10 protein-coding genes and 2 tRNA genes are annotated in these 12,303 nt (G+C 59.1%); 1 reads left to right on the top strand and 11 read right to left on the bottom strand.

All coding sequences use genetic code 11. The annotated features are described in order from the left end of the window. Positions 1 to 114: 114 nt before the first annotated feature. The 4 genes from V6S97_RS15190 to V6S97_RS15205 form a co-directional block, all read right to left on the bottom strand. The gene (locus V6S97_RS15190) at positions 115 to 303 is read right to left on the bottom strand and encodes a Trm112 family protein (protein WP_003506270.1); all 189 of its coding nucleotides are present in this window, start codon (positions 301 to 303) and stop codon (positions 115 to 117) included. A 10-nt stretch (positions 304 to 313) separates the two neighbouring features. Further along, positions 314 to 985, bottom strand: a complete 672-nt coding sequence (locus V6S97_RS15195; RefSeq protein WP_003506267.1) for an LON peptidase substrate-binding domain-containing protein — start codon at positions 983 to 985, stop codon at positions 314 to 316. Positions 986 to 1,053: 68 nt separating this feature from the next. Then, on the bottom strand, positions 1,054 to 2,022 hold the full coding sequence (gene trxA / locus V6S97_RS15200; protein ID WP_003506265.1) for a thioredoxin: 969 nt from the start codon (positions 2,020 to 2,022) through the stop codon (positions 1,054 to 1,056). A gap of 54 nt (positions 2,023 to 2,076) precedes the next feature. Further along, positions 2,077 to 2,586, bottom strand: coding sequence for a prolyl-tRNA synthetase associated domain-containing protein (locus tag V6S97_RS15205; RefSeq protein WP_003506262.1), 510 nt, complete (start codon positions 2,584 to 2,586; stop codon positions 2,077 to 2,079). A gap of 253 nt (positions 2,587 to 2,839) precedes the next feature. On the opposite strand from V6S97_RS15205, the gene V6S97_RS15210 reads away from it, so the two are divergent. Then, positions 2,840 to 2,914 (top strand) — tRNA-Gly (locus tag V6S97_RS15210). 818 nt (positions 2,915 to 3,732) lie between these two features. Here V6S97_RS15210 and V6S97_RS15215 read toward each other — a convergent pair. The 7 genes from V6S97_RS15215 to V6S97_RS15245 form a co-directional block, all read right to left on the bottom strand. After that, a tRNA-Met gene (locus V6S97_RS15215) sits at positions 3,733 to 3,809 on the bottom strand. A gap of 135 nt (positions 3,810 to 3,944) precedes the next feature. Beyond that, positions 3,945 to 5,141: a tRNA 2-thiouridine(34) synthase MnmA gene (gene mnmA / locus V6S97_RS15220; RefSeq protein WP_026364036.1), complete on the bottom strand. Its 1,197-nt coding sequence runs from the start codon at positions 5,139 to 5,141 to the stop codon at positions 3,945 to 3,947. A 207-nt stretch (positions 5,142 to 5,348) separates the two neighbouring features. Beyond that, entirely contained in the window at positions 5,349 to 6,539 is a 1,191-nt protein-coding gene (locus V6S97_RS15225) for an OpgC family protein (RefSeq protein WP_112346447.1), read from the bottom strand. A 490-nt stretch (positions 6,540 to 7,029) separates the two neighbouring features. Continuing rightward, the gene (locus tag V6S97_RS15230; protein WP_003506258.1) at positions 7,030 to 8,106 is read right to left on the bottom strand and encodes a Tim44 domain-containing protein; all 1,077 of its coding nucleotides are present in this window, start codon (positions 8,104 to 8,106) and stop codon (positions 7,030 to 7,032) included. A 222-nt stretch (positions 8,107 to 8,328) separates the two neighbouring features. Continuing rightward, positions 8,329 to 9,924: a phosphoglycerate dehydrogenase gene (gene serA / locus V6S97_RS15235; protein WP_003506257.1), complete on the bottom strand. Its 1,596-nt coding sequence runs from the start codon at positions 9,922 to 9,924 to the stop codon at positions 8,329 to 8,331. 83 nt (positions 9,925 to 10,007) lie between these two features. Then, complete coding sequence (locus tag V6S97_RS15240) at positions 10,008 to 11,186, bottom strand: phosphoserine transaminase (protein WP_060723156.1); 1,179 nt, start codon at positions 11,184 to 11,186, stop codon at positions 10,008 to 10,010. Positions 11,187 to 11,398: 212 nt separating this feature from the next. Beyond that, positions 11,399 to 12,244 (bottom strand): outer membrane protein, encoded by an 846-nt coding sequence (locus tag V6S97_RS15245; RefSeq protein WP_003506253.1) that lies wholly within the window; start codon positions 12,242 to 12,244, stop codon positions 11,399 to 11,401. Positions 12,245 to 12,303: the final 59 nt, after the last annotated feature.

Raw genomic sequence — 12,303 nt, forward strand, 5'->3', positions numbered from 1 at the left:
TATTCTCCCCGCATCAGATATGTCGGGCGGGACTCTGGTCAAATCCACGCATGGTTGTCAACGCATCTTCGTCAATTCGCGACACGCAATGTGTGGAGGTGATAACCGGGGAGGTTAGTCTTCTATCTTGCGCGCTTCCGAAATCAGCATAATCGGCACGCCGTCGCGGATTGGATAAGCAAGTCTGGCGCTTTCAGAAATGAGCTCGTTGCGGGCGCGATCATAGGAAAGACGCCCCTTCGTCAAAGGACAGACCAAAAGCTCCAGCAGCTTGGGGTCGACACTGCTCATCCTGTCGTCCATGGCGGCGATCCTATTGCAGCACGTTGCCGCCCTCACCCGATCCTTGCGCAAGAACGATCTCGGTGATGGCGATCAATGTTTCGGCTCGCGTCTTCAGATCAGGCGCTTCCAGCAGCGCCTGTTTTTCGGCGGGTCCAAATGGAGACATCATGGAAAGCGAATTGACGAGAACACGGTTGCCGGCCCTTTCAACGCTTTCCCAGTCGGCTTCCAGCTGGTTGGCATCCAGAAACGAGCGGAATACCCGCAGCAGGTTTTCACGATCCACGGCCTCCTCGTCGTATTCGCCCGAGAGATCGGCGATGAAAGGCGCATGCCGGAAGCTGCGATAGGGCTCGCCCACCCCAACCTCTTCCAGCAGGCGGAAACGGCACACACCGGTGAGCGAGATGATGTAACGGCCATCACCTGTTTCGGAAAAGGAGGTGATGCGGCCGAGGCATCCGACTGCGCTCAGAGGTCCGCCCTCAAGGCCGGACTCAATGACATGAAGGGCCGGCTGCACCATGCCGATGAGCCGGTGGCCCGCCAGTGCCGTGTCGATCATGGCAAGATATCGCGGCTCGAAAATATTGAGCGGAAGATGGCCTTCCGGCAGCAGCAGGGCACCGGGAAGTGGAAAGACCGGCACGGTTTCCGGCAGGTCGTCGTTCTTTACATATCTCGCATTTCCGACGTGCATGGGATCAAGCCCCCTGTTCACTGCTGCCCGGCCGGCGGTTCAACCGCCCTGGCCGGGATATGCCCGCATTACGAAAACAGTATCGCCGAAAGCTTCCGGCGGCCGGCAACGGTTGCCGGATCCTTGAAGCCCCAGGCCTCGAAAAACTCCAGAAGCTGGCGGCGCGCGCCGTCATCGTCGAAGGTCCGGTCCTTGCGCATGATATAGAGCAGATGATCCGCCGCCTCGTCGCGTCGGCCCTGCGCGTTCAGCACCTTGGCAAGCTTCACCCGCACCTCGTGTTGATCGGGATCAAGTGCCAGCTCGCGCTCCAGCGCCACGGGGTCGCCGATCTTGCGGGCTTCCTCATATTGCGCGATCTTTTTCGAAACGAGTTGAATGCCCGCATCGTCATTGAGTTCCTGAGGCAGGGACGAGAGCAGCTCGCTGGCCCGCTCATATTGACCGGCCGCGATCATGCATTCGGCGATACCGGCAATCGCTGCGGGATTTTCCGGATCGGCCTGCATGACGGCGCCGAAAAGCTGCGCTGCGCCGTTAAAATCGCCATCTGCCAGAAGCTGCTTCGCGTCGGTCAGAACGGCCTCGATCTCAGCCTTGGGATCGCCCGCGTCAGGTCCGGCAATCTTTTCGATGAACTGCTTGATCTGGCTTTCCGGAACGGCACCCATGAAGCCATCCACGGGCCGGCCGTCGGCAAAGGCGACGATTGCCGGAATCGACTGGATGCCGAGCTGGCCGGGAATGGACGGATGATCGTCAATGTTCAGCTTCACGAGCTTCACACGGCCATTCGCCTCGTTGATGACCTTCTCAAGCACCGGCGTCAGCTGCTTGCACGGGCCGCACCAGGGCGCCCAGAAGTCCACCAGAACCGGCTGGCGACGGGATTCTTCAAGAACATCCTTGGAGAAACCGGCCGTCGTCGTGTCCTTGATGTGGCCGGAGGCCGCACCGTTAAGCTCGCCATTGTGATGCGCGCTTGCGGTCATCTGCCCGCTATAGGAACCGCCGTAAGGATTATTGTCGCCGCTCATGCCGGTCTCCCGTAAACTTCTGTCATCTGTCTTATTTGAAGCAAAGATCGTATCTCACTCGCTGACTTTCAAGACAAGCGGCGCATGTCCCGTTGCCTCGAGAAAGCGAATGAGATCTTTGGACGCGATCGTTGTCGTCTGGTCGTTGGAAAGCGGATGGCCGTTCACCAACTCGTTTTCCAGGAGATCGCTGTCGAGCACGAAGGTGACCTGCCTGTCCGTGTCGTTGATGGCGCCGAACACCGTGACCGAACCCGGCACGACACCCAGATATTCCAGCATTTTTTCCGGCCGGCCGAAGGACACGCGGCTCGCCGCACCGATGGTCTTGTGAACGCTTTTCAGGTCCACGGCCGCGTTTTCCTCAACGGTCAGCACGAAATACTGATCCTTCTTGTCCTTTACAAAGAGGTTCTTTGTATGACCGCCGGGAATGAGGTCGCGCAGCGACTGGGATTCGGCGACGGTGAACACCGGCTCATGCTGCTTCGTGGTGTGGGAAATGCCAAGCCCGTCGAGAAACTCGAACAGTTCCTTTGCCGTCTTCTGGGAATTTTCCGCCATATCCTGCCGCCTGCCTCTGTCGATTCCGTTTTCCTTGTTTCCTGATTAAGGGGGCAACTGACGCTTGGCAACGCAGGAAAAAACAGTGAAATGAAAAATTCTCAATCATTTCCGCCGCTTGTCGCATTTCTCAAAGAAATTTTCGCGTTTTTGTCATTTCCCTGTTGCATTCCAGAATCGATTGAGCGATATAGCGCCCGTTGCCGCTTGGCGGCCCACGGTTCAGCGTACTACCCCGGACCGGTGGATTTGAGCGGGTGTAGCTCAGGGGTAGAGCACAACCTTGCCAAGGTTGGGGTCGAGGGTTCAAATCCCTTCGCCCGCTCCAAATTTCCCTAAAGATTGAATCCTCAGGAAAGCACCATTGTTTCCGCACACCGAATCGTTCCGGGCGATGCGGCCTGGAATACTTTGCCTTCACAGCACTCCCGTCGGCACGCGCTGCGGAAATTATCCCGCAATCGGAACTTATGTTGAAGATGTCCGTTTCAGACACGAGGCTCCTAACCTCAGTTCCCCTCTGATTGCCCGCCTTGAGCGGGCATCTTTTTTTGCTGGCGCCGCCACGCGCGAAAATAACAGCATCAACCCTGGAACGGCTCATATGCGCCGGACGTTCTCCTGCGTTGATAAACAGGGGAAGAGCCATGTCCGCATATTCCAGAAGAATTCTTTTGACTGCCGCATTCGCCGTCCTGTCGATACCAACCACCTCGCTTGCCGCAGACATGATCGTTTATGGCCGCGAACAGGTTTCACCGCACAAGACACATTACCAACCGCGGACCGTTGAAAAAATGGGGTGCACCGAAAACTTGGTATCCTACCGCTCCCCTTACCAACGGCACACGGAACTGGTCACGCTTTGCCATCCACCAATAAACTGGAGAACAGGGCCCTCCACCGCAACAATATGGTCGCCTTGATCTTGCCATAATTCATTCAATGTGCTTTTGTGCAGCCGCCCTTGTGGGAGGGGGTAGAGGTTGAGACCCGCTGGCTGCATTTTTGCAGTAAGCGGGTTTCCCTTTTTTTGGGCGAAACTTACAGGCAAACACCATCTGATCCATCGTTTCTCGGGGCTTGGAGAAGCGACGAAACACAGGCGCAGAACGCTACTTGCTAGATTTTTCATATGAAGGAAAGTGGTAGCGGGAGAGGGACTTGAACCCCCGACACGCGGATTATGATTCCGCTGCTCTAACCACCTGAGCTACCCCGCCACAGTGGAAACGTGACAGTCATGTGACCGGCCGTTCCATCAGGATGAGCGGCTTATAAGGTGCCGCTCCCCAAAGTGTCAAGCGCAACATGCGCAAAAAATTCGCTTTCCGCATTGCTGCAAAAAGCGAATGGTTTCAGGCGGCAACCGGCTTTTCGAGAAGCGCCTTGAGCGACGCCTCGGCATCCACTGAGCGTTCCGACCGTTCGATGAAACCGCCGCCGTAAACGCGGGCATCGGCCCCCGGTGCGGAATAGAGCACGCAGGCCTGGCCAGGAGCGACGCCGGCTTCACCGGTCATCAGATCCACATAGATGCCGTTTTCGTCTGCATGCAGCATCGCTTCGGTTGGCGGACGGGTGGAGCGCACCTTGGCGAAACAGGCAAAGCCCTGCCCTGCATCATTTACCAGCTCGCCATCGCCCAGCCAGTTCATGTCGCGCAGATAGACCCGGCGGGTTTCCAGCGCTTCGCGCGGGCCAACGATGACCCGGCGGCCCCGCGCATCGAGATGCACGACATAAAGCGGCTCCCCGGTCGCCACACCGATACCACGGCGCTGGCCGATCGTATAATGCACGATGCCATCGTGGCGGCCGAGCACGCGGCCGTCGAGATGGACAATGTCGCCCGCCAATGCCGCATTCGGCTTCAGCTTGTTGATGATATCGGTATATTTGCCCTGCGGCACGAAACAGATGTCCTGGCTGTCGGCCTTCTTGGCGACGACAAGCCCCATCTCTTCCGCCAGCGCCCGCGTTTCGGCCTTGGAGAGGCCGCCGAGCGGAAAGCGCAGATAGTCGATCTGCTCCTGCGTTGTTGCAAACAGGAACCAGCTCTGGTCACGGTCGCTGTCGATCGGCCGATAGAGCGCACGCCGCCCCGGCTGGCCGGCAACGGGATTGGGGCGCGACCGGATATAATGGCCGGTCGCCAGGGCATCCGCGCCCAGTTCCTGCGCGGTGGCAAGCAGATCGGCGAATTTCACCGTCTGGTTGCAGGCCACGCAGGGGATCGGCGTTTCGCCCATCGCATAAGCTTCGGCAAAGGGGTTGATCACGGTTTCACGGAATCGCGCTTCGTAATCCAGCACGTAGTGGGGGATACCGAGCGTTTCGCAGACCCTGCGTGCATCGTCGATATCCTGCCCGGCGCAACAGGAGCCGGCGCGGTGCACGGCGGCGCCGTGGTCGTAAAGCTGGAGGGTAATGCCGAGGACATCATAGCCCTCGCGCTTGAGGATACCGGCCACCACGGAAGAATCGACGCCACCGGACATGGCGACAACGATCCGGGTATCTTCCGGCCTCTTGTCAAAATCGAGCGTATTCACGTTTTTTCCCATCGTCAGTCATAACGGGGGTAAAGGCCCCGCCGCCTGTCGGTCATCCGCTGCGAGAAGCCATGGCCATCAACCGGGCCGTCCTGTCTCGCCATCCTGCGGATTTAAGGGCTGCATATAGAAAGGAATGGCCGCGCACGCAAGTACGGGGCGGAAAACCGCCCCGCAAAGCAATCAGATTCGGTCCGCGACAGGCTGTTAAGCGCCGGCCGTCTTCTGGCCGCTGCTGCCGAACCACTTTTCGCGCTCCCGCCACAGGGCCGGCAAGGCCAGCAATCCGATGGCCGTGAAAGCGATCAGCGTCTTGTTCAGCTGCGACAGTTCCGCCGTGCGGCCGTCGAGATAATAGACGCCGTAGACGATCGCCACATGCCAGACATAGACCTGCAGCGAATGGCGGCCGAGCAGTTGCAGGAACTTCAACGACAGCACCCAGATGACGCCTTCGGCGATGGAGCGCACAAGCGGACGGTGGTGGTGCGGACCGGCAATCACCAGCCAGGTCAGGCCAACGCCAACCGCCAGGAAGTTGATGAGGTAAACCGGGCCGAAATCGGCGCGGATTTCCATGGTGGAGAACTTGCCCATCATGAATTCCGGCATCAGGCCCCAGGCCGTGGCAATGCGCAGCGGCATGAAGAACAGGCAGATGACAAGCGCTGCCTTCGGGAGCCATGTGTGCTGCGGCGAGAAGATCGCCTTCCACGGAATGCGGTTCTGCGCCGTCATCGCGCCCATCACCAGCGCCGAATAGAAAACCAGCTGCCAGCCGAGCAGGTTGAAGCTGACGCGGATACCCTGCTCGTCCGCACCCTTGACGAGTTCGTTGAGCGGCGTCGTCACGATCTGCTGAAGACCAAGCTGGCCCGCCATCCAGACCAGCAGGGAACCGGCCATGACGTAGGCCCACTTGCCGTCAAGGCAGAGCTTAACGAGTACCGGCGCAAACAGCATGTAGACGATATACTGCGGCAGAATATCCATGAAGGTCGGCTGGAAAAGGAATGTCGCAATCGCCGCCAGACGCAGCGGATCGTCGAACGTCGTCATGCCAAGCCAGTTGTACCAGATGTAGGGCGCATGCGGGATGACCATGCGGAAGAACAGCACGGCGATGACGAGACCCATCGCATAACGATAAAGCTCCATCGCCCGGTTCCAGATCATCTGTTTGCCGGCGTCATAGCCATATTTCATCATCTTGCGCGCATAGACCATGCCGATCAGCAGGCCGGACAGGAAGACGAAGCCCTGCGCGTCCTCGACAAAGGCAAACTGCCGGTGATTGATTTCCACCAGCCAGAAGCCGCCGGCAAACACCAGATGGTTGATCAGCATGAAGACGAGGAAGTAACCACGCATCCCGTCGATCAGGTCGAAGCGTTTCATCTCGATAGCTCTCCGTTCTCGCAGGGCCTGCATTGCCCGGCCACCCAGCCCGGCTTGCGGGAGGCGGGCCGGGAATTGGATTGTCAACGCTGTTTTGCGGCTGTGGTTCCCTTTCCAAAGCGGTTTAGAACCGGCGCGAAAAGTCACATTGACGTGTATGCTTTCTGGTTAGGATGCAGGGACTGAATGCCGGATGAATGAAAAAAGGCAATTCCGTGAAGCGGTCGAGCCATGCACCGGCGACATGCCACGACAAACAGGGCTCAAAGCCCTGCATAGCAGGGTGAAGCGGAAATTGCAGCCAATGATCGGCGGAGATATCACCCGTTAGATTTATCAATCGGTTTTTTGCCCTGCCGCGTCTGCCCAGGGCAAGGAGTATCCGGGACTAAATTTCAGGACAGTCGACGTCTTTGCGTCCTGATAAACAAAAGCCCGGAGGTTCGTGAACCTCCGGGCCATTTCGTTCTATAAAATTCGGGCTGTTGCCTCAGGCGGCGGCCTGAATGGCGGCGACCTGCCAGTTATCGTTGCCGGGGCGACGGACGAAGGTCCACATCTCGACCGCTTCGGACGGATGCTGTTCATCGCCTTCGACCACCTTGCCGGAGGTGCGGTCACGCATCACGTCGATGGCGGAGTAACGCATCGCAACCGTTGCGTAATCCTGCCCTTCTTCGTGCCAGGCTTCGGCGACATCGCCCTGCAGCAGCGTCACGTCGCGCACGTCGTTTTTCACACCGCTGGTCGCGTTGTCGCTCAGTTCTTCCGCGAGATAGGACATGGCTTCCGGCGTCGTCAGCTTGCGCAGCGTGCCGTAATCCTCGGCCGCATAGGCAGCCTGCACATCTTCCAGCATTTTCTGGAAGGTTTCGAGGTCACCCTGCGTGATACCGATTTCATCGCCTTCCGAGATGGCATTGGCGTGGGGCACGGGCTTTGCCGTTGCCGCAGTAGCAGCCGCAGCACCACCCGCAGCACCGGCCAGAGCACCAATCTTCGGAATCTTGAACGAGGATGCGGAAGGACCCGCCTGCGAACCGCCATTATAGGAGGAACTTGAATGATCCGTGCGCTGCGAACCGCCGGCCGAGCCATAAGCGGGCTGACCCTGACGGCGCGATGCGAAGAAACGCATGGCGAGCATAACGAGGAGGCCGATCAGCGCCACCTGCAGCAGCATGCCGAAGAAACCGGCCATGCCACCAAAGCCACCGCCGAGAAGCATGCCGAACAGGCCGCCCATCAACAGGCCGCCCATCAAACCACCCATCATGCCGCCGAACAGGCCGCGATTTTGCTGCGGCGCCTGCGCACCGGGACGGGCCGGCTGAGCAGCGCTCGGTGCTGCCTGATTAGTATTGGGCGTCATGCTGCGGTTGATCGGCGCGGTCTGGCCGGGCGCCGTGCTGGTCGAAGGCGGAGCCGAATAGGTGCGCGTGCCGCGGCTGCCGAAACCACCGCTGGCGCGGCGTGCTTCTGCCATATCAACAGCTACGAAAGACACCGCGATACCAAGCGCGGCGACTGCGAACAAACCCTTGAAGCGCCGAAAGGCAGCAAACATCGTTATCTCCTGTTGGCCGCCCTCCCATGAGCGGCATCTCAGCAGGCGATATAGCAACTCATGATCATCATTTTTAGACCACTCGGCTTAAATTTTTTGTGATATGCAACCGAAGCGCGAGACCGGCGCGGATTGCCATAAAATGGGCAACTGGAGAAACAAAAACCGGCGCAGGGTTGCCCCTGCACCGGTCCTTATTGTCCCCTTGGGAGGAACGATAGATCAGTCGACGTTAAACGTCAGCGGCTTGACCTGGCGGATGGCCGGGTTGGCGCGCAGCTTGTCCAGCACCTCTTCGGAAACCGGGCCGTCAACATAGAGCAGCGCGATGGCGTCGCCGCCTTCCTTTTCACGGCCGAGCTGGAAGTTGGCGATGTTGACGCCAGCTTCGCCGAGCGTGGTGCCCATGAAGCCGATCATGCCGGGAACGTCGGTGTTGGTGATGTAGATCATGTGCGATCCGACATCCGCATCCATGTTGATGTTCTTGATCTGGATGAAGCGCGGCTTGCCATCCGAGAACACCGTGCCGGCAACCGAGCGTATCTGGTTTTCGGTCTTGACCGTCAGCTTGATGTAACCGTCGTAAACACCGGTCTTGTCGCGCTTGACTTCAGAAAGGATGATGCCCTTTTCCTTGATCATGACCGGGGCCGAAACCATGTTCACATCCGCAACCTGGCTACGGATCAGGCCGGCCAGGAGGGCGCTGGTCAGCGCCTTGGTGTTCATGTTGGCGGTTGCGCCATCATAAAGGATTTCGATTTCCTTGGTGGCGCTTTCCTGCACCTGGCCGACGAAGGAGCCGAGAACATCCGCCAGACGGATGAAAGGCTTCAGGCGCGGTGCTTCCTCAGCCGTGATCGACGGCATGTTGATGGCGTTGGAGACGGCACCCTTGACCAGATAATCCGACATCTGCTCGGCAACCTGAAGAGCGACGTTTTCCTGTGCTTCCGTGGTCGAAGCGCCGAGATGCGGCGTGCAGACGACGTTTGGCAGGCCGAAAAGCGGGCTTTCGGTGGCGGGTTCGACTTCGAACACGTCAAAACCGGCGCCGGCGACATGGCCGGACTTGATGGCTTCGGCAAGAGCCGCTTCATCCACCAGACCGCCACGGGCGCAGTTGACGATACGCACGCCCTTCTTGGTCTTGGCAAGGTTTTCGGCATTGAGGATGCCGCGCGTCTTGTCAGTCATCGGCACATGCAGGGTGATGAAATCGGCCTGCGCCAGCAGTTCGTCGAGCTCAACCTTGGTGACGCCCATTTCCTGCGCGCGCTCTGGCGACAGGAAGGGGTCGTAGGCCAGAACATGCATCTTGAGACCAAGCGCACGCGAGCAGACGATGGAGCCGATATTGCCGGCGCCGATGACGCCGAGCGTCTTGCCGGTGATTTCGACACCCATGAATTTCGACTTTTCCCACTTGCCGGCCTGCGTAGAGCTGTCGGCGGCCGGAAGCTGGCGCGCAACGGCAAACATCAGCGCGATGGCATGTTCCGCAGTCGTGATGGAGTTGCCGAACGGCGTGTTCATGACGATGATACCGCGGCGCGAGGCGGCCGGAATATCGACATTGTCGACGCCGATGCCGGCGCGGCCGATGACCTTGAGGTTGGTTGCCGCCTCGATCAGCTTTTCGGTCGCCTTGGTGGCGGAACGAATGGCCAGACCATCGTAATTGCCGATGATTTCGGCAAGTTTGTCCTTGTCCTTGCCGAGCTTCGGCTGGAAATCGACTTCGACGCCACGATCACGGAAAATCTGGACGGCGGTTTCCGACAGTTCGTCGGATACGAGTACGCGAGGTGCCATGGTTCACGGGCTCCTTGAAAAGCGGTGCAGTTTTGAAAACGGGGAATGTGCGGCCCTGCATCAGCGCAGGGCCGGTATCAAAATCAGGCGGCAGCCTTGGAAAGTGCTGCCTTCTGCGTCTGGTAAGCCCAGGCGAGCCAGGGCATGACGGCTTCCATATCGGCCGTCTCGATGGTCGCGCCGGCCCAGATGCGCAGACCGGACGGTGCGTCGCGGTAAGCGCCGATATCGAGGGCGACATTTTCCTTTTCGAGCAGGGCGACGACGCCCTTGGCGAAATCGGCCTGTGCGGCGGCATCCAGCGCCTGCACCTCGGGATCAACGATCTTCAGGCAGACGGAGGTGTTGGAGCGGGTTTCCGGCTTGACGGCCAGGTTGGCGATCCAGTTGTTCTTCTCAATGAAGTCGTAGATGACCTTGGCATTGGCGTCGGCACGGCCGATCAGCGCCTTCAGGCCACCGAGGTTCTTCGCCCACAGCAGAGCGTCGATATAGTCCTCAACGCAGAGCATGGACGGCGTATTGATGGTTTCGCCGGTGAATATGCCTTCGATGAGCTTGCCGCCGGAGACCATGCGGAAGATTTTCGGAAGCGGCCATGCCGGCGCGTAGCTCAGCAGGCGCTCGACGGCGCGGGGCGAAAGAATGATGACGCCATGGCCGCCCTCGCCGCCCAGAACCTTCTGCCAGGAGAAGGTGACGACGTCGAGTTTAGTAAAGTCCATGTCCTGCGCGAAGGCCGCCGAGGTGGCGTCGCAGATGGTCAGGCCCTTACGGTCGGCAGGGATGAAGTCGGCATTGGGAACGCGAACGCCAGAGGTGGTGCCGTTCCAGGTGAAGACGACGTCACGGTCGAAATCGACTTCGGCGAGATTCGGCAGCAGACCGTAATCGGCCTCGAACTTGCGCACGTCCTTCAGCTTAAGCTGCTTGATGACGTCGGTAACCCAGCCAGCGCCGAAGCTTTCCCAGGCGAGCATGTCAACGCCGCGTTCGCCCAGCAGCGACCAGAGCGCCATTTCAACAGCGCCGGTGTCGGATGCGGGAACAATGCCGATACGATAATCGGCAGGAACATCAAGAATTTCACGGGTGAGATCAATGGCCTGCTTCAGCTTGGCTTTGCCAACCTTGGCGCGATGCGAGCGACCGAGCGGCGCATCGGAGAGAGCATCTAGCGACCAACCGGGACGCTTCGAGCAGGGACCAGAGGAAAAATGCGTATTGCCCGGACGCACGTCCGGCTTCACTATATCTGTCATTTGACTACCCTTCCAGATAGGCGCTCCACGTTAGGGTGGAGTGTCCTGACGCCGTTGCTATTCCTGTCGCCGATCCCAGTCAAGCGGAATATGTCGCTGCGCAGAAGAATTTTGGTCCATATGCGTCATGCGCGGTGTCCGATGCCGGTAAAACAAAACCGCCCGCACCCGGAGGATGCGGACGGTCGGAAAGTACCAGCGGTGCGTGACGTTTATTTATAAACGGCAGGCTGCAGCGGAATATCAGCGGGCGGCATGTATTGCGCCGTATCGCAGCCATTGAAGACATAACGGCCGCCGACGCGCACTTCATGTGAATAAAGGCCCTTGTCACGGCCCGGACCGCCGCCATTCTCATAAGCGAACATATCGCCCTTGTTGATGTGGCGGAAACGGTAGCCGATATCGGCCTTCAGGTTACAGGTGACGTCAATGGACGCACCGGCCATCAGAGCGTAGGCAAAGCGCCACTTGCCCTTGCCGCCATGTTCGGTGGTCGGGTCGCAGCCAAGGCCATTGACGCTGCACGACGTGTTGCGCAGCTTGTCCCATTTCACGTAAGAGCCGCCGATACCGCCGCCCACATAGGGTGTGACGCGGCCATAGGTGCCGAGATCGACATAGGCGTTGGCCATCAGCGTGTAGGCTCGCAGGGAGCTAAGATCCGCCGAGACGCAACGACCGGGAACAGAGCCACAGAAGCCGCTCGTGGAGCCTCTGAAATCCGATTTGCCCATATAGTCAAAGGTCACGTCACTGCGGAAATAGTTGTTGAACTGATAACCGACACCGCCGCCGATGACATAGCTGTCCTTGATTGTCGCTGTATCAAAATCCTGCAGATAGCCACCCGGGCCACCCTGATAATAATGGGCGCCGCGCAGCTTGTTGAAGGAATAACCGACATCGCCGCGCAGATACCAGCCGCTCGCCTGGGTGATCGCGACCTCGGGGGCCTCGACATAGGCCGGTGCGGGTTCGGCTTGATAAAGATCGGCAGCGATAGCGCTGGTACCGGTCAGCAGGACGGCCAGAAATCCGGCCAGGGCGTTTTTCATGACTTCCACTCCAGAAGAGGCACGTGCGTTTTCGGCAGCAGATGCCAGTGAACTGTTCA

It is taken from the genome of Agrobacterium sp. CCNWLW155 (assembly GCF_036888815.1).
In the GTDB taxonomy this organism is placed as follows: domain Bacteria; phylum Pseudomonadota; class Alphaproteobacteria; order Rhizobiales; family Rhizobiaceae; genus Agrobacterium; species Agrobacterium radiobacter.

Bases quoted from the DNA above. Each gene is read 5' to 3' on its own strand.
- V6S97_RS15190 (WP_003506270.1), bottom strand. From the start codon at position 303: ATGGACGACAGGATGAGCAGTGTCGACCCCAAGCTGCTGGAGCTTTTG.
- V6S97_RS15195 (WP_003506267.1), bottom strand. From the start codon at position 985: ATGCACGTCGGAAATGCGAGATATGTAAAGAACGACGACCTGCCGGAA.
- trxA (WP_003506265.1), bottom strand. From the start codon at position 2,022: ATGAGCGGCGACAATAATCCTTACGGCGGTTCCTATAGCGGGCAGATG.
- V6S97_RS15205 (WP_003506262.1), bottom strand. From the start codon at position 2,586: ATGGCGGAAAATTCCCAGAAGACGGCAAAGGAACTGTTCGAGTTTCTC.
- V6S97_RS15225 (WP_112346447.1), bottom strand. From the start codon at position 6,539: ATGAAACGCTTCGACCTGATCGACGGGATGCGTGGTTACTTCCTCGTC.
- V6S97_RS15230 (WP_003506258.1), bottom strand. From the start codon at position 8,106: ATGTTTGCTGCCTTTCGGCGCTTCAAGGGTTTGTTCGCAGTCGCCGCG.
- serA (WP_003506257.1), bottom strand. From the start codon at position 9,924: ATGGCACCTCGCGTACTCGTATCCGACGAACTGTCGGAAACCGCCGTC.
- V6S97_RS15240 (WP_060723156.1), bottom strand. From the start codon at position 11,186: ATGACAGATATAGTGAAGCCGGACGTGCGTCCGGGCAATACGCATTTT.
- V6S97_RS15245 (WP_003506253.1), bottom strand. From the start codon at position 12,244: ATGAAAAACGCCCTGGCCGGATTTCTGGCCGTCCTGCTGACCGGTACC.